Annotated in this window: 14 protein-coding genes; 9 read left to right on the top strand and 5 right to left on the bottom strand. The window is 31.6% G+C overall.

Going from position 1 to position 18098, the window contains the following annotated elements:
• From B2217_RS00105 to B2217_RS00095, 3 genes are all read left to right on the top strand, one after another.
• On the top strand, window positions 1–540 hold the full coding sequence (locus B2217_RS00105) for a GNAT family N-acetyltransferase (RefSeq protein WP_180905184.1): 540 nt from the start codon (window positions 1–3) through the stop codon (window positions 538–540).
• An 11-nt stretch (window positions 541–551) separates the two neighbouring features.
• Window positions 552–1076 (top strand): DUF4136 domain-containing protein, encoded by a 525-nt coding sequence (locus B2217_RS00100; RefSeq protein ID WP_291121930.1) that lies wholly within the window; start codon window positions 552–554, stop codon window positions 1074–1076.
• A gap of 180 nt (window positions 1077–1256) precedes the next feature.
• Window positions 1257–1829 (top strand): hypothetical protein, encoded by a 573-nt coding sequence (locus B2217_RS00095; protein WP_291121928.1) that lies wholly within the window; start codon window positions 1257–1259, stop codon window positions 1827–1829.
• Window positions 1830–1868: 39 nt separating this feature from the next.
• On the opposite strand, the gene B2217_RS00090 is transcribed toward B2217_RS00095, so the two are convergent.
• From B2217_RS00090 to B2217_RS00080, 3 genes are all read right to left on the bottom strand, one after another.
• A complete protein-coding gene (locus B2217_RS00090; RefSeq protein ID WP_291074118.1) occupies window positions 1869–2342 on the bottom strand; it encodes a GNAT family N-acetyltransferase in 474 nt (157 codons plus the stop codon).
• A gap of 80 nt (window positions 2343–2422) precedes the next feature.
• Window positions 2423–2956, bottom strand: coding sequence for a hypothetical protein (locus tag B2217_RS00085; protein ID WP_038332722.1), 534 nt, complete (start codon window positions 2954–2956; stop codon window positions 2423–2425).
• Between the two features lie 10 nt (window positions 2957–2966).
• The gene (locus B2217_RS00080) at window positions 2967–3731 is read right to left on the bottom strand and encodes an exodeoxyribonuclease III (RefSeq protein WP_291121926.1); all 765 of its coding nucleotides are present in this window, start codon (window positions 3729–3731) and stop codon (window positions 2967–2969) included.
• A gap of 113 nt (window positions 3732–3844) precedes the next feature.
• Here B2217_RS00080 and B2217_RS00075 point away from each other — a divergent pair, with 113 nt between their 5' ends.
• Entirely contained in the window at window positions 3845–4600 is a 756-nt protein-coding gene (locus tag B2217_RS00075) for a head GIN domain-containing protein (RefSeq protein WP_286484956.1), read from the top strand.
• Window positions 4601–4695: 95 nt separating this feature from the next.
• Here B2217_RS00075 and B2217_RS00070 read toward each other — a convergent pair whose 3' ends face one another.
• The gene (locus B2217_RS00070) at window positions 4696–6090 is read right to left on the bottom strand and encodes an OmpP1/FadL family transporter (RefSeq protein ID WP_180905178.1); all 1395 of its coding nucleotides are present in this window, start codon (window positions 6088–6090) and stop codon (window positions 4696–4698) included.
• A gap of 21 nt (window positions 6091–6111) precedes the next feature.
• Entirely contained in the window at window positions 6112–7431 is a 1320-nt protein-coding gene (locus tag B2217_RS00065; RefSeq protein WP_291121924.1) for a hypothetical protein, read from the bottom strand.
• 103 nt (window positions 7432–7534) lie between these two features.
• Here B2217_RS00065 and proS point away from each other — a divergent pair, with 103 nt between their 5' ends.
• The 5 genes from proS (at window position 7535) to B2217_RS00040 (ending at window position 17924) form a co-directional block, all read left to right on the top strand.
• Entirely contained in the window at window positions 7535–9013 is a 1479-nt protein-coding gene (gene proS, locus B2217_RS00060; RefSeq protein WP_291121922.1) for a proline--tRNA ligase, read from the top strand.
• 294 nt (window positions 9014–9307) lie between these two features.
• The gene (locus tag B2217_RS00055; protein ID WP_291121920.1) at window positions 9308–10822 is read left to right on the top strand and encodes a T9SS type A sorting domain-containing protein; all 1515 of its coding nucleotides are present in this window, start codon (window positions 9308–9310) and stop codon (window positions 10820–10822) included.
• A gap of 2 nt (window positions 10823–10824) precedes the next feature.
• Window positions 10825–14109 carry a hypothetical protein gene (locus tag B2217_RS00050; protein WP_291121918.1) on the top strand — a complete coding sequence of 1095 codons (3285 nt, stop codon included), beginning with the start codon at window positions 10825–10827 and terminating at the stop codon, window positions 14107–14109.
• An 11-nt stretch (window positions 14110–14120) separates the two neighbouring features.
• Window positions 14121–17549, top strand: a complete 3429-nt coding sequence (locus B2217_RS00045; protein ID WP_291121915.1) for a DUF6443 domain-containing protein — start codon at window positions 14121–14123, stop codon at window positions 17547–17549.
• 9 nt (window positions 17550–17558) lie between these two features.
• Window positions 17559–17924, top strand: a complete 366-nt coding sequence (locus tag B2217_RS00040) for a hypothetical protein (protein ID WP_280052132.1) — start codon at window positions 17559–17561, stop codon at window positions 17922–17924.
• Window positions 17925–18098: the final 174 nt, after the last annotated feature.

Raw genomic sequence — 18098 nt, 5'->3', positions numbered from 1 at the left:
ATGAATTCTGATTCTTTTCCAATATTGAATTCTGAACGATTGCTTTTTCGACAAATTGTTCAAGAAGATATTCATGATATTTTTAAAGGCTTATCGCATCCAGAAGTGATAAAATATTATGGAGTAAGTTATAAAACTTTAGAAGAAACTCAGGAACAAATTGATTGGTACAAAGGATTAGAAGAAAACGAAACAGGAATTTATTGGGCGATCTGTTCTGTTGATAACTCTACTTTTTACGGAGTTGGAGGGTTGAATAATTTAGATAAAAAGAACAAAAAAGCTGAAATTGGATTCTGGTTATTGCCTGATTTTTGGAACAAAGGATTTATGAAAGAAGCATTTCCTCTTATTTGTGATTTTGCGTATAATTCGTTGAATTTGCATAGAATAGAAGGTTATGTTGATTCGAGAAATATAACTTGTAAAAAAGCAATCGAAAAAATGGGCTTCATTTTTGAAGGTTCTATGAGGGATTGTGAAATAAAAGATAATCAATTTCTTAGTGTAGATATCTATTCGAAATTGAAAACTGATTAATAAAATTTATTATGAAAAAAATACTTTTACTAAGTGCGTTATTTTTAACAATTGTTTCGTGTAGCACGCAAAATATAGCGGTAGATTATGATCGAGATTTTGATTTTGAAACAAATAGAACATATTCTTTTACGCAAACTGGAAATTTAGGTTTGAATGATTTAGATTCTGCCAGATTATATTCGTCTATTGAAAAAGGAATGTTGTATAGAGGTTTTCAAAATTCGAATGATGGAGTTTTAACGCTAGACGTGAAGCCAGAAGAATATGTTTCGAAGCAACAAAATTCTAATGTAGGAATTGGAATGGGAACGGGAGGCTATGGTTTTGGAGGTGGAGTTTCGGTTGGAATTCCGATTATGTCTCAAAAATTAAATCAAAATTATACGATTTCGATGAAGGATGAAGGAAGATTAGTTTGGGAAGGAACCTTGAAAATTCAAATGCCCTTGAAAGCTTCTCCGGAAGTTCGTGCAGCGAATATTCAGAAAGGTGTAACGAAATTGTTGCAAAAATTCCCACCTAAAAAGAAATAAAACAATAGTTTGATGAAAATTTGTTATACGGTATTTCTTTGTTTAATATTTCAGTTTTGTTTTGGTCAAATTAATGATTTTGAAGGTCTTTCGAATCATGAGGATTATTCATCATATCGTCAAGTTGTATTCAAAAGTTTTATGGGGTCAACTACTGAATATAATTTAAAGAAAAGTAGAGTGACAGATTTAATCTTTTATTTTTCTAAAGATAATATAGTTAGAAAAGAATCTTTTATTTATGATACGATAGGTAATTTAATAAGCGTAAATAATTATAATATAGCTAATAATGAACTTTTGTTTCAAACAAATTATATCTTGAAGTATGATGATTTAGGTAGGATTTTAGAGAAAGATAAAAAAAGTTATATTTATAAAGGAGCTTCTGAATTACCAGAAAAAATAACAACTCTTTATCCTGAAGTTGAAGATTCTGCTTTTAGTTTAAAAAAAGAATTTTTATATGATGATTTGGGAAATGTAAAATCAGTTAAAAATTATTATTATACCCAAAATCAATTACAAGTTGATATTGAACAATATCAGTATGATAAATTTCAAAATGTAGTCAAACTTGAAAGGAAAAGTATTCCAGAAAAAGAATATCCAATAATTATGATTGGAGGTTATAATAAACATCGAACTGAAGAGTTTGAGTATGTTTATAATCAGAAACAACTATGGATAAAAAAGTATAGAGTAGTTGATGGAAAAAAGACATTGATTGCAGAAAGAGATTTTTTTCAATAAAAAGCCTTGGTAAATCATTATCAAGGCTTTTTTTATTTTTTATAATTTGAAAATTAATTCGTTCTCTTCTGATTGTTCAAGTTTAGATTTTTGTAAAAGTTTCAATGTTTCAGGTTGATTTGCATTTGCTTTAGCAGCAATTTTATCTAATTTCAATTCATTTTTTGCATAATCTACAATCGCATTCAAAACTTCTGTTCCGTAACCTTTGTTCTGAAATTTACGTTTCAAACGAATGTTGATAACTGCACCGTATTTTGTTTGACGCAAACCTCCCCAACCAACAAATCGTCCGCTTTTTTTCTCGTGAACACCCCAAAGACCAAAACCATGTTCTTGGTAATGTTTCTCCATATTTTCGATAAAAAACTTCGCTTCGTCTTCAGATTTATATGGTTTTTCGTTGACAATTTTCATCAATTCTTTGTCAGAATTTAATTGAAATAATTCGAATGCATCAATTTCGAAAAACTCTCGTAATACCAAACTTTTTGTTTCGCAAATAACTTTCATTAAAACTTTTTAGTTCTTGCAAAGTTACTTCGATTTAAAGAATAAAAAAAGTCTTACCAATTATGATAAGACTTTTATATTTACTTTTTTGTTGTTGTTTTTGGTTTTGCTGGAGTTGTTGTTTTAGGAGGCGTAGCTGTTGCTTCCGAAACCTTTTGGTTAATCTCTTGTGTTAAGATTTGTCTTTTTAGATTGAAGATTTCTGTATCTTTTTGATCAATCTTAGCATCTAAATCTTTTACTTTTTGCGTTAATTCTGCAACTTGCTTTTCTTTTTCGTTTAATTGAGTATAGAAAAGTTTTGATTTTTCTCCAGAACTATTCAATGCAGAATACAATTCTTGCAAATTAGTATCATGTTCTTTTTGAGCCATTCTAATCATAGCTTGTGCATTTGTCAAAGCTGTATCTTTAATGTATAATTCGCTTTTAGCTTTTGCTAAATCTTTTTCAAGAGTTTCGATTTTCAAATTAGCTAATGTCAAATCTTTAGATGTATTTGATTGATCGTCTAAAGCTCTGTAATAATTAGCTTCCAATTCTTGGTGTTGTTTCTGAGGAACGCAACTTGCAATTGCAAAAAGTGTTAAACAACAAAGTACAATTTTTTTCATTTATATAATCTTAAACGTCTAATTCTAATAAAACAGGACAATGATCTGAGTGCTTTGCTTCTGGTAAAATCGTGGCACGCGTCATATTTTTTTCTAATGTATTACTCACCATATTGTAATCGATTCTCCAACCTTTGTTATTATTGCGCGCATTTGCACGGTAAGACCACCACGAATAATGATGAGGTTCTTTTACAAAATAACGAAAAGAATCAATCATATTACATTCATCAAGAAAAGCAGTCATCCATTCTCTTTCGATAGGTAAAAAACCAGAAACTTTTGCATTACGAACAGGATCGTGAATATCAATCGCTTCGTGACAAATGTTATAATCTCCACAAATTACAATGTTTGGATGAGAGATTTTAAGCTCTTTGATATAGTCTTTAAAATCTTCGCAAAATTGTAATTTAAAATCTAATCGATCAATATTTGTTCCACTTGGCAAATACAAACTAATTACCGAAACATTGTCAAAATCAAGTCTCAAAACGCGACCTTCTCTGTCAATATAATCTATACCAGTTCCTATTTGTACATGATTTGGTTTTATTTTAGAGAAAATAGCCACTCCGCTGTATCCTTTTTTCTCTGCTGCATGCCAATAAATGTGATAACCCAATTCCTCAAAAGGTTTTGTGTCCACTTGTTCTTGCATTGCTTTTGTTTCTTGAATACATAAAACATCTGGTTGTGCAGCTTCTAACCATTCAACCAAACCTTTCGTCATCGCAGCGCGAATTCCATTTACATTGTAACTGATGATTTTCATAGTTAGCGAAATTACTAAATATTTATGACGGATTGATTTAGAATGATAAATAAAGTGAATATTTTTTGTAACTTTTTAGAAGTTAATGCGTCTATATAATAAAAGACATCTATATGAAATACATTTTTCTTCCAATTTTAATATTCAGTTCGTTAGGATTTGCGAGTTGTTCGGTCGATTTAAATTCTAAATCACCTGCTTCTAATTATTTAGATCGAGTAGAAGCGAGTAGTAATACAGTTACGGAAACGCGTAAAGTTGCTTCTTTTGAAGGGATTGACGTAAGTAGCGCAATAAGTGTTACAGTTGAGGATGGTAATTATAATGGTCAAATTTCTGTTGAAGCGCCAGATAATATTATGAATAGAATCACGACTGAAGTGAAAAATGGTGTTTTGGTGATGAAAATTAATGGAACCGTAAATTTGAAAAATTCTTCTATTAAAATTAAATTCCCTCATCAAAAATTACGTTCATTTAATCTTTCTGGAGCAACGAATGTAACCGTTTTACCAACACAAAAAGTAGAAAAAATGGCGGTTGATTTATCAGGAGCAAGTAATTTGAAATTAGATGTAGTTTCTAATTCTATTTCGGTAGATAATTCTGGTGCTTCAAGTATGAAAATTTCTGGAAATGTACAGGATTTAAACATTTCAGTTTCGGGAGCTTCTTCATTTGTTGGAAAAGAATTGAAAGCTGCGAATGTAGTTGTTGATTGTTCTGGAGCAAGTTCTACAACAGTTTGGGCTGTGAATAGTTTGACTGCTGATAGTTCTGGAGCGAGTTCTGTTCGTTATGTAGACGAAAATGGCTTGAAAACTAAAGTGAGTACTTCGGGAATGTCTTCTATCAAAAGAATAAACTAATAGTTTTTTGTTTAAAACTATATTACGTTAATATTTAGTACTACAAAAAAAATCGGATTAATTTCATCCGATTTTTTAATATCTATTTTTTTTTATTAGAATTGCCAACCTAATGTCAATAAGAATAAATTGTTGTTTAATTTAACTTTTGGAGCATAAGTGTTAGGTAAAGAAACAAATTCATTATTAGTATTAATATAATCTGTTCCACCAATCAATTGTTGATATTTTTGAGTTTGATATTGATAAGCCGCATCTATATAGAATCCACCAAAATCATATCCTAAACCAAAACTTGCACGATTAATATCTCCTTGAAATGCTTTCGATAAAACAGCTGCATTTGTTACAACATTGTTTTCGTTTGCAATATCCATTGTAAAATCTTTGTAAGGAGAAGTTACATAATTATAACCCGCTCTTACTTTGAAACGATCTACACGGTATTCTGCACCAACTCTAACTTCACTTGAATTTTTTACAAAATCATTGATGAAATTATTAGAAGAATTAAAATATTGTGATGGTTTTAATTTTGTATCATTGTTCATGTGGTACGTATAATCAGCACCAAGTGATAAATTTTTACCAACAACAAAACCTAAACTTCCTACAAGGCGACCACCACGTGTCATATCGTAATCAGAAGAATACATATAATAAGAATCTACAGCAGTTCCGTTATTGATGAAGTTTGCTGCATAATAATCTTCCGAAACATTGTACCAAACAGGAGAATGATAAGCCGCTCCTAAACGTACATTGTGATTCACTTTGTAAATAGCACCTAAAGAGAAAGAAAATCCTTGCCCAATTTCACTATATGGAGCTCCATCTGCATTGTATACATAAGTTTTTCCATTGTCGTCATCACGCTCTGCATATTGTTCGTATCCCGAATAGTTAGTTTCGTGGAAGTTTAATCCAAATCCTAAGTAGACTTTGTCGTCATAGCTAGTTCCTAAATTAACAGAGAATTTAGATTTGTATCCATCTATATCTTTAATGTAACCATTGAAAGTTCCATTTGGATTATCAAATTTAATTCCTTCATTTGTTCCAATTGATGAATAATTGTCTAAACGCTGATTAAGATAAGCGACACCAACTGTAAAACGATTCCATTTTGAAGCTTCATTTGCAAAAACAAATGTTCCTCCAAATTGTTGGAAATCAAAATTGCTTTCAGATTCTTTGATATTTGTTCCGAAATTAGTTTTGTTGCTAAAAGTAGAAACACCAGCTGTTACTTGGACATCAGAGTTAATTGCTACTCCTAATCCAGCAGGGTTTTGCTCGACAGAAGTAATGTCACTTCCTAATGCACCAACAGCTCCACCAACACCAATATATTTAGCATTTCCGCTGTTAATATCTTGCGAATATAAATTTATAGCATTTGTAGAATACTGAGTTTCGTATCCTTTGTTCTGTTGTGCAAAAGCCAATGTACCAGCTAAGGTACAAAGGCTTAATAATATTTTTTTCATTTTTATATGATCTAAATCTAGTTATCTTCTTCCTCCACCACGAGAGCCTCCTCCTGTGCTACTTCCGCGAGAACCACCTCCCATGCTTCCGCTACTCATACTACTACCTCTACTTGGAGAAGGTGTAGAATATGATGGGCGAGAATTGTTCATGCTATTTGTTCTGTCATAGCTTCTCGTTGGTTGTTGGTATTGTTGAGCTTCGCGAGTCGGTCTTGTGTTGTAAGTAGGCTGTTGTGTTTGTGTCGGTCTTACTTCACGAGTTGGACGCGTGTTGTTCATTTGTCCTTGATTAATTGAAGGTCTAACTTCTCTTGTAGGACGAGTTCCGTTAATTTGACTTTGGTCTACACTTGGTCTTACTTCACGAGTTGGACGCGTGTTGTTCATTTGTCCTTGATTAACAGAAGGTCTAACCTCTCTTGTAGGACGAGTTCCGTTAATTTGACTTTGGTCTGCACCTGGTCTTACTTCGCGAGTTGGACGTGTTGTATTGTTAATTGTATTATCACGAGTTGGTCTTAAACCTGTAGAGATTTGGTTGTTTCTACCATTTAAACTTCCAACAGGACGAGTAGAATTAATCGTGTTATTTAAACGACCACCATTTCTGTAACCTGGTTGAGAATAAATTCCTCTTGGACGATTGTATCCATATCCATATCCATAATAACCAGGATATCCGTACCAATTGTTCCATCCGTAGTAACCTCCGTAATATCCACCGTAGTAAGGTCTATTCCAACCCCAACCATAATATCCATTATACCATGGATCGTTCCATCCCCATCCGAATGAAATACCAAATCCGTTTCCGTACCATCCACCATACCAAGGATTGTAATATCCCCAACGATATGGATTATAGAAACCTCCCCATCCGTAGCTGTACCAAGGATAGTTGTTCCAGATATTAATTTCTACACCATCATTACGTCCCCAGTTATAATTACTCGATCCGTTATAAGTTAATGTATAGTCGTTGTTTCCAAAATAATTGTAACCACCTAAACCATATCCGTTAATTTTAACTTTGGTTGCTGATTTAGATTGAGTATTATCATTTGTGCTATCAACATCATCTTGGTAATAAAATTGTTCTGCGCCATTTCCTTCTGCATCGAAGTATGGACTACCAATTTTTATTTCCCCTTGATTTTCTTGTTCACCTTGCTCGTTACCGTATTGTGGTTGAGCTTGTTGATAGGTTTTATCTGTTTTCGGATTATAGTAAACTCCGTCGCTTTCGTAACCACTTGGTTGATAAGTCGAACAAGATGAAATTCCTAATGCAGCCACAAGAATTAATGTAGTTGCAGAAATTTTATAAACTTTGTTCATAATTATAAATTTACATCGTTTGTAATAATTAAATTTGCATAAATTTAAAGGCAATTTTTATGCCAAGTAAAGATACGAAACTTATCAACAAATATAAAAGATTATGGCAAAATTAACAACTCGTGCTGAGGATTATTCTAAGTGGTACAATGAGCTTGTTGTAAAAGCAAATTTAGCTGAGAATTCGAAGGTTAGAGGGTGTATGGTGATCAAACCATATGGCTATGCTATTTGGGAAAAACTACAAGCAGAATTAGACAAAAGATTTAAAGAAACAGGTCATCAAAATGCTTATTTCCCCTTATTTGTTCCTAAAAGTTTATTCGAAGCCGAAGAAAAAAACGCAGAAGGTTTTGCGAAAGAATGTGCGGTTGTAACACATTATCGATTGAAAAATGATCCTGATAACAAAGGAAAATTAATTGTAGATCCAGAAGCAAAATTGGAAGAAGAATTAATTGTTCGTCCTACTTCAGAAGCAATTATTTGGAGTACATACAAAGGTTGGATACAATCTTATCGCGATTTACCAATTCTGATTAATCAATGGGCAAATGTTGTGCGTTGGGAAATGCGTACGCGTTTGTTTTTGAGAACTGCCGAGTTTTTATGGCAAGAAGGACACACTGCACATGAAACAAAAGAAGAAGCAATTGCGGAAGCGCAACAAATGCAAGAAGTATATGCGGATGTTGTAGAGAATTTTATGGCAATTCCAGTTGTAAAAGGAAGAAAGTCAGATTCTGAGCGTTTTGCAGGTGCAGATGATACGTACACAATTGAAGCGTTGATGCAAGATGGTAAAGCTTTACAAGCGGGAACTTCTCACTTTTTAGGGCAAAACTTCGCAAAAGCTTTTGATGTAAAATTCGCAAGTAAAGAAGGAAAACAAGAATATGTTTGGGCAACTTCTTGGGGAGTTTCTACTCGTTTGATGGGTGCATTAATTATGACGCATTCTGACGATTTAGGATTAGTATTACCTCCAAAATTAGCACCAATTCAGGTTGTTGTTGTTCCAATTTATAAAACAGAAGAACAATTAGAAGAAATTCGTCAAGTGGTGGATAAATTTTCGTCTGAATTGAAAGCGAAAGGAATTTCGATCAAATTTGATGATGATGATAAAACGAAACCAGGTTGGAAATTTGCTGAATACGAATTGAAAGGTGTTCCTGTACGAATTGCAATTGGACCAAAAGATTTAGAAAAAGGTCATGTTGAGGTTGCTCGTCGTGATACATTAGAAAAACAATTTATTGCGTTGGATAATGTGTCAACTGAGGTAGAGAAATTATTAGAAGATATTCAAACAAATTTATTCCAAAAAGCGTCAGATTTTAGAGATACTCATACAACAGAAGCAACAACTTTTGAAGAGTTCAAAGATATTATCGAAAATAAAGGTGGTTTTGTTTCAGCTTTATGGGACGGAACAGAAGAAACAGAAGAAGCGGTAAAAAATGCGACGAAAGCAACAATTCGTTGTATTCCTCAAGCTTTTGAAACGCCAAGAGAAGGAGTAGATGTTTTTTCTGGAAAACCTGCAAAATACAGAGTTTTATATGCGAAAGCATATTAATTTGCTAAATAATAATTAGTGAAAAAAACTTTCCAAAATAAAAAAGGAGCTAATTAATAGCTCCTTTTTTATTTTGATGTTTTTTAGCGTGTAATTCTTTTAAACGTAATCACTATAGTAGGAAAATTATTTTTTGGATTTTTATTTTACGTAAAACCGTAATTTGGTTTTAGATAATTGTTGGAGATTTGTAAAATTGAAAATATAAATTACATTATTGATATAGAATAGTTTTTGTTATAATGTCAATAAAGCAAAAAAGATTAATTTTGTAAAAAAACTAAATATTGATATATGAGAAAAACTCTACTGTCGGTATTCTGTTTATTTTCTATGTATGGACTATCAGCACAACAAGATGTGATGTGGGAGAAATTTATAGGAGGTGAATTTGCAGAATATCTTTACAATGCTATTCCTACTCCTGATTATGGCTTTTTGATCTTGGGTAGTTCTGCTTCTGATGCAACAGGTGATATACAAAAGAAAAACCAAGGTAGTTTAGATTATTTTATCTGGAAAATGGATGAAAATGGGAAGCAAGAATGGCAAAATTCTTTTGGTGGAAACGGTTCTGATTTCTTGTATTCGGCTAAACCTACTGCTGATGGTGGATACATTTTTGCTGGAGCTTCTACTTCTTCTAAATCAGGAGATAAAACAAGTGATAATCAAGGTAACGAAGATATTTGGATTATAAAACTTGATGCACAAGGTAAACTTCAGTGGCAACAAGCTTTCGGTGGAAATGGAAATGATATTCCAGTCGATATTATTCGAACAAAAGATGGTGGTTATCTGATTGCTTCCAATTCCAATTCTATTCCATCTATATTCAAAAAATCTGAAAATTTTGGAGGAAATGATTACTACATTATCAAGCTAAATGAAAAGGGAGAACTACAATGGGAAAAATCGTATGGAGGAATTTTTGATGATAAAATCAAATCTGTTGTTGAAACAAAATCTAGTTTTCTTTTAATTGGAAATTCTAATTCACCTGCTTCAGGAAATAAATCAACCGATCAAACATCAAATGCTACTTGGATTATTCAGGTAGATCAAAAAGGTGAAATTATTTCAGAGAATAACCTTGGTTTAAATTCAGAAAATCAATTGATTTCATTTCAAGAAAATGAACATAATTTCATTTTTTCTGTGAATGAAAAGACTGAAAAAATATTTAAACCAAAAGTGATTCAGACTGATTTTGATTTAAGAGTTCAAAAAACGACAGAATTAGATATTAAGGATAATTTAGCCATCACAGAAGTTAAATTAATTGATAATAAATTTCTTCTTACAGCCAATCAAATTACCTCTTTAGATCAATTAAAAAGTAACAATCATTCTATCGAGAGTTACTACATCACGCTATCTTTTGATCAAAATGGTTCAGAGATTTGGAACAAGAAATTTGGAGGAAAAGGTTTCAATTATCTCGAAAAAGCAATCACCACTCGTGATGGCTCAATCATTCTATTTGGAAATTCTACTCAACAAGCTAAAGGAAACAAAGGTCAATCGGATTTTTATTTAGTGAAACTCGGAAAAGAAGAAGATGATATCAAACGAGTATACGTTGAAACTTACCCAAATCCTACACGTGATTTTGTAAATGTTTTAATCAACAAAGAGTTTGAAAAAGCAATAATTGAAGTTTATAATTTAACCGGTCAACATTTGCAAACTAAAGAGGTGAAGTATCGTTCAACACCAATTTCGTTAGGGAATTATCCAGCTGGTGTTTACATCCTAAAAATCAAAACCGACAACCAAACCGAATCTATTAAAATTATTAAAAAGTAATTATGAAGAAAAAAATAGTGCTATTTATTTTATTAGCTGTAGGAAATGTTTTTGGACAGGTGAGTATAGGAGAAAATAGTAATAATTATAATATAGATTTATATCCTAAAACACCTGAAGCATATGCATTTGCAAAATTCGTTGATATTCCTGCAGGTAGTTATACAGGTGTAGCAAACTTTAATATCCCTATTTACACAATTCAGGTTGATGGATTAACTATACCTATACAGTTAGATTACTCAACAGCAGGTGTTAAAGTAGATGAAATAGCTTCAAGAGTAGGTTTAGGTTGGAATCTTAATGCAGGTCCATCATTGACAATGCAAGTTGTAGGAGCCAAAGATTACTATAATACAAGAGAAATATTTGATCCAGGAACATTTTATCCTAATGATGTTACAAGTGCAGACAATCCTTCTTATCAGATTGCAATGGCCGCAGTAGGAAATGGGATGGAACCAATAGAAGAATATAAACCAGATATTTATTCTTATAGTATTGGAAACTATTCAGGGAAATTTATTATTGATTCTAAAAATTCAAAAGGAATTACTATCCCATATTATCCTATTGAAATTAAAAAGCAAGATGGTACAATAATAATTATAGATGATCAAGGAAATGAATTTTTCTTTTCAAGTCCAATGTCAAGTTATAACTATAACACTTGTGCCTCAGTTTTGGCCGAAGCTTCAAATTCTACATATATATTAGAAAAAATTTTAACCAAAAATAAAAAAATAATTAAATATGAATATGAACATCCTGCGCATACCATGTTTGCTACTGGTTTTTCAGAACAAAAAAAAGTTGATGAAATAAAAGCAGTTAATTATTTTAATGATGATTCGCAAGGTTCAGGTCCTAATATATCGCCTTTTTGCTTGTATTATTCATCTTCAAATGAACCTGTATTAAAAAGGATAAAGTATGAGAATAATGCAATTGAATTTAATTATAATGTAAATAATAGTAAAAAAGAACGACAAGATTTACCAGGAGAAGTTTTTTTAGAAGAAATTATTGTAATAGACTATAATGGTAAACCTATTAAAAAATTTAAGTTAAACCAAACCGCAAATTATTTTGTTTCTCCTTCGCTTGATATTCATCAAGATTTAACAAGGCAAATGAACTTAATTGATAGTAGATTAATTAAAGGTATTGATAAACGATTAAAATTAGAAGAGATTGAAGAGATATTTTCTAATCAAAAATATAGATTAGAATATTATGAAGAAAAACCATTAATTAATCGTTTCTCTTTTGCGCAAGATTATTGGGGGGTTTATAATGGTAAAAGCGGACAGATGTCTTCTATCCCAGCAGCTACCATAACTAACTTTAAAGGGAATACATCTTTTTATGGAGGAGCTGATAAAAAACCTAATCTTGAATATGGAATCATAGGAAATCTAAAAAAGATTATATACCCAACAAAAGGAAGTTTAACTATTAAATATGAAGCTGATCAATATTTTAAGAAAGAAAGTGTTGATTCTATTACTTATCATGTAGAAAAAACTTATAATACTAGGTCTACATATGATTATTTAGATTTTGAGGCGAGAAAAGGAAATAATATACGAATATATGATGTTAAACTAAATTTCACAGGAGATAATGATAATGGTTCAGGAGTAGAAACAGTTGGAAATTGTTATTTATCCGTTCTAAATAAATCTACTAATCAAAACATAATAAAAAATCCTTATCAATATACATTGGGAAATGGAACGCCTTACAAAGCATCAGATATTGAAGGTAAAAGTTTTAAAATGTCTATTGAAAAAGGTTATGATCATTTAACTGAAAAATCTATTGATTGTTACGCAACATTATCATGGATTGAAAGAGAAACTTTTATTGTACCTGAACATAATGAATCTATAGGAACTATAAGAGTTAAAAACATTACTCTTGATGATAACAATAATAATACGATTACTAGAGATTATACTTATGCGATTCCAGAAACAACAAAAGAAAGTGGAACCTTATATGGTGAAAATCAATTCAGAACTTTTTATACCTCAAATTTTACTAAAGGAGATACTAAATTAGCTGGAAAACAAAGGATAATAACAAACAATCCTGGGTGGCAAATTAATACAATAAATGGAAAATCTGTATTATATAAATACGTAACTGAAACGTATAAAAATTTAAAAAAGGAAAGTGAAAATTACACAAAACTGACAATGTATAATAATAGCGGATGTTCTACGCGTTTTGATGGTTATGGAACATCAAATTTTATATATCCTATATGTAATGAAGCTTTTTTACAAGGAAAAGTTAAAGAGGAGGTTTTAAAAGATAATGAGAATACAATAGTAAAAAAAACTATATTTGATTACAATGAAGATAGATTTTTAAATAGATTTTCATCAAGTGCACTTCCAAATCATTCTGGAATAGAATATGGTTTAGATATTACAAAAGTACAAGATGAGAATGGTTTTGTTTTTGCTAAATTTGAATATGCTCCTTTTTCAATAGATAATGCATGGATACAAAATATTAGAACAACAACAACTGATTTTTTTCCAAATGATAGTATAGTGATAACAACAGAAAATCACTATTCACCTACTTATAAACATTTGTATCCAGCAAGTGTAACAACCAAAAACAGCAAAAACGAAACATTAACTACGGAATACCAATATCCACCTGATTTAGTTGGACAAGAAGATTACATGAAAGAACTAACCGATGCTAACCGCATTGCAGAGCCAGTTGTTGTCAAACAAAGTGTTGATGGCGTATATATTTCTGAAGTTCATAATCAATATAATTTATTCAATGGAATCGTTCAGAAAGCTGCTGTTCATCAAAAGAAAGGAAATGGTGTCAATATTAAAACTACAGCCGACCGAAAAATAACTTACACCAGTTATGATGCTAAAGGTAATCTTACACAATATACTTTAGAAAATGGAATTCCTGTTTCTATTATTTGGGGATATGGCGGTCAATATCCTATCGCTAAAATAGAAGGAGCTTCTTTATCAGAGGTTAGTAGTTTTATTCAAAATTTAGAAATAGCAAGCAACAATGGTACTTTAACGAAAGATTCTTTTGCTAGTTTACGAACAGCATTACCTCAAGCTATGATCACTTCTTATATCTATCAACCTCTTGTTGGTGTCACGAGTATTACAGGGCCAAACGGACAAACAGAATATTACAACTATGATGCAGCTAACCGTTTGCAATCTATCGTAAATGATAAACAAGAAGTATTAAAAACCTTTGAGTACAACTACAAACAACCTTAAGCTATAGCGAGATGAAACACTTTTATAAAAATTTTATATACGGTACGCTTCTGACTTTAGGAAGTGGTAGTGTATATGCACAAACCTCTACGGAGAATTACATTAAAACAGTCGAATGTTTAAAAGCCGATTGTTCTGAAAAGAAAGAAACTGTTGTTTATTTTGATGGTCTAGGACGTGAAAAACAAGCCTTGCAAGTAGGTGCTTCACCTACAGGTAATACGATTGTAACACCATTTGAATATGATGGTTTTGGGCGTCAAGCCAAAGAATATTTGCCTTTTCCTATTTCTGGAGCAAGTAATCAACTAAATACTGGAGCAACAGGAGATACTTTTTACTTAGAAACGACAGGAGACTATATTCCTTATTCAGAAAAAACATTTGAGAATTCACCTTTAAACCGAGTGTTATTTCAGGCTGCTCCAGGAAGAGACTGGATGAAAGGAGCAGGTCATGAGATAGGATTTCAATATGCAACAAATTCAGATGGAGAAGTTTTTAATTTTGGCGTAGCAGATCCTACTACCAATCCAACTTTAACGTTAAGTAATTCTATAACATATTCAGGAGGAGCTTTATATAAAACGATTACAACAGATGAGAATGGTCAACCTATTGAGGAATTTAAAGACAAAGAAGGGAGAGTTGTTCTGAAAAGAATTCACATCGAATCAAAAACAGTAGCTCCTTTAAATTCGTCTGGTAATCATGATACGTATTACGTGTACGATATTTATGGTAATTTAACCTTTGTTCTTCCACCACAATTAATAAATACCGATTATGGAAATATCAATTCTTACAGAAATAATCTTGCCGAATTAGGTTATCAATATTTTTATGATGAAAAGAACAGGTTAGTTGAAAAACAACTTCCTGGAAAAGGACGTGAATTTATGGTGTATGATAACCAAGATCGTTTAACCTTACAACAAGATATCAATCAACGAACGGCAGTTGAAAAAGGATGGACTTTCTTTAAATACGATAAATTTGGAAGAATGGTGTATTCAGGTTTCTTTAAAAATACAGCGACACGAGGTTCAATGCAAACCGCTTTGAACAATAAAAAAACGGCTAATAATGAAGAAAGAGTACCAACTGTATTTGCTAATAATGGACAAAATATTTTCTATACCAATGCGCAATTTCCTAACGGAAGCTTAACCGTTCAATCTGTTAATTATTACGATCATTATCAAAATTTAGGTGTTACACCTTCGTCTATAGATAATCAAAAAGTTGTTGGGGTTGATGATACAAAAACCAAAGGTTTAGCTGTTGCAAGTTATACCAATGTATTAGGTACTGCAACGTGGAACAAAGCGTATACATATTATGATTCGAAATATATTCGTCCAGTAGCTTCTCACTTAGATAATTATTTGAAAGGATATCAAACAACCGCATCTATTTTAGATTTTAGAGGAAAGGTTAAGCATACAGTTACCAAGCACAAACCAACGGATATAGGAGCAGAAATAACAATCAATGAAGGTTTTGAATATTATGAGAATGAATTATTAAAGTATCAAACACACCAAATTAATAATGGTGCAATAGAATACATTGTTCAAAATTCGTACAACGAAATCAATCAGTTGACGAGTAAGAAAGTTGGAAACACGGTTGCTTCTAATCCATTACAAACGGTAGATTATAAGTATAATATTAGAGGTTGGTTAACAGATATAAACGATGTAGAACAAGCTATTAGACCAAAATTATTTTCATTTAATATCAACTACGGTTCTCATTTCAATGGAAATATATCTGGAGTTTCTTGGAAAACCAATGAACAAGATTCATATAAAACCTATAGATTTGATTATGATGGATTAAATCGACTGTTAACGGCAGATTTTGCTGTAATACAAACTGGTTTTATAGGAGGTTCTACCAATGTTGGTGCTTATAATGAATATGTAAAAGGCTACGATTATAATGGGAATATAAAAGGTTTTACACGTAATGGAAACTTATTGAACAATAATCTATTTACAATCGATGATTTAACATACGATTATCAAGCTAATTCGAATAAACTTCTTAATGTTTCTGACAACAGAACAGAAGATGGTTTCGCTGATAAGAATAAATACAGCGGAACAACAATTGAAGATCCTAAAAATGATTACAAATATGATCTTAATGGTAATCTTACCAAAGATTTAAACAAAGAAATAACAGCAATTACGTATAATTACTTAAATTTACCAACAGAAGTTCTTTGGAATGCATCTAAAAAGATTAATTACACGTACGATGCAAGTGGAGTTAAGTTAAGAAAAGTCGTAACAGATGGAGCTACAGTAACCACAACCGATTATTTAGGAGGTTTTCAGTACGTAAATAACAGTTTACAGTTTTTTCCAACAGCTGAGGGGTATGTGAATGTAACTGGAGGTACAACTTTTAATTATGTTTACAATTACACTGATCATCTTGGAAATGTACGATTGAGTTACCAAAAAGAAGCAAATGGTACGCTAAAAGTATTAGAAGAAAACAATTACTATCCGTTTGGGTTAAAGCATAAGGGATACAACAATACTAATCTTGCAAATACTAACTATAAGTACAAATACAATGGTAAAGAACTACAAACAGACTTAGACATCAATCTTTACGACTACGGCGCACGAAACTACGACCCTGCTATTGGACGTTGGTTTAATGTTGACCCGTTGGCAGAACAAATGAGACGACACTCGCCTTACAACTACGCGTTTAATAATCCTGTTTTCTTCATAGACCCTGATGGGATGATGGCGGAACCGCCAACAGGATGGGCAAGCGATTGGGAAGATGAAACAGGAAAGTACGTATATAATGAACAAAATCAATTACATAGTCGTTATGTTAACGGGGAGTTTGAAGGTTTTTATGACTCTGGAGAAATAAGTCTAGAAACAGCGGTAGTATCGGCAAAAACTGAAGGCTTTACAGCTTCAGCTTTAAGAGCATATGACAAAAGTTATAATCCTGATTATAGTCCGTATAATCCTGACGCTGTTACTATGGGAACAGGAATAACTATTACTGGGAATAAAGGGACTAGTTATACATTTGAAGCTGGAGTTATTTTTGCTCCTGGCGATATAGGATTATATTTTAATTCTGGAATGGGAGTTGGGACAACACCTGGAATAGGCGTTCCTGGTTTAAATGTAGGGTTTCATGATCGAAGAGAAAATAATATAGAAAGAGATATGCTTAAAAATATAGCTGGTACTTCTGCTTCTGCAACTATTGATGGCTCAATTATGGGATACACTATTGGTCACAGTTTAAATGAAAAAGGTGGTATAGATAATAAAGGAACTATAAGTAACACATTAACATTAGGAGACGGTAAATTTTTAGGTATTGGAGCAGGAGCCTCTGTATCTAAATCTTACACATTTTCTATAATAACAGGTAAAGTATATAATTAAACTTTGATTATGAGAAACCTTATTATTTTTACTCTATTTTTTTTTCTTAATTCATGTAAAATTGATTTTACCAATGGACAAGAACAATACGAATTAGATTATTCAGTAAACATTATTTCGAATAAAAGTTATAAAGAAGATAGAATTAAATCAGCTTTTTTCACAATTATCGGAAAAAATCCCGATACAAATAAAATTGATACGTTTGAGGATGGCAGATGGTTTTCTAACGTAAGTGATTCTATTGAAAAAGGTGATACTCTTTATAAAGTAAAAGGAGCGAATTTTTTTTTAATAAAAAAGAAAAATAATATTTTAAAAATAAATTCTAAAATTAATACAAATGGAGAAATGATAGAAGTTTTAAAAAGATAGAATCAAGGATATTATTTAAAAATGGGTAGTGTATAAAAAGTGTTGTTATTTCATAATACATTAATTACAAATAAAAATTCACAATAAAGAAAAAGGCAAACTCAGGTTTGCCTTTTGTTATTTTATAAATAATGCCCAAAAGCAGAATGAATAGTTACAGTATTTTGCTCCACT

Origin of the sequence: Empedobacter sp. UBA7620 (assembly GCF_002484185.1) — a bacterium.
Classification (GTDB): Bacteria; Bacteroidota; Bacteroidia; order Flavobacteriales; family Weeksellaceae; genus Empedobacter; species Empedobacter falsenii_C.
The sequence above is the reverse complement of the archived record's forward strand: the minus strand, read 5'-3'. Positions and strand labels throughout refer to the sequence as shown.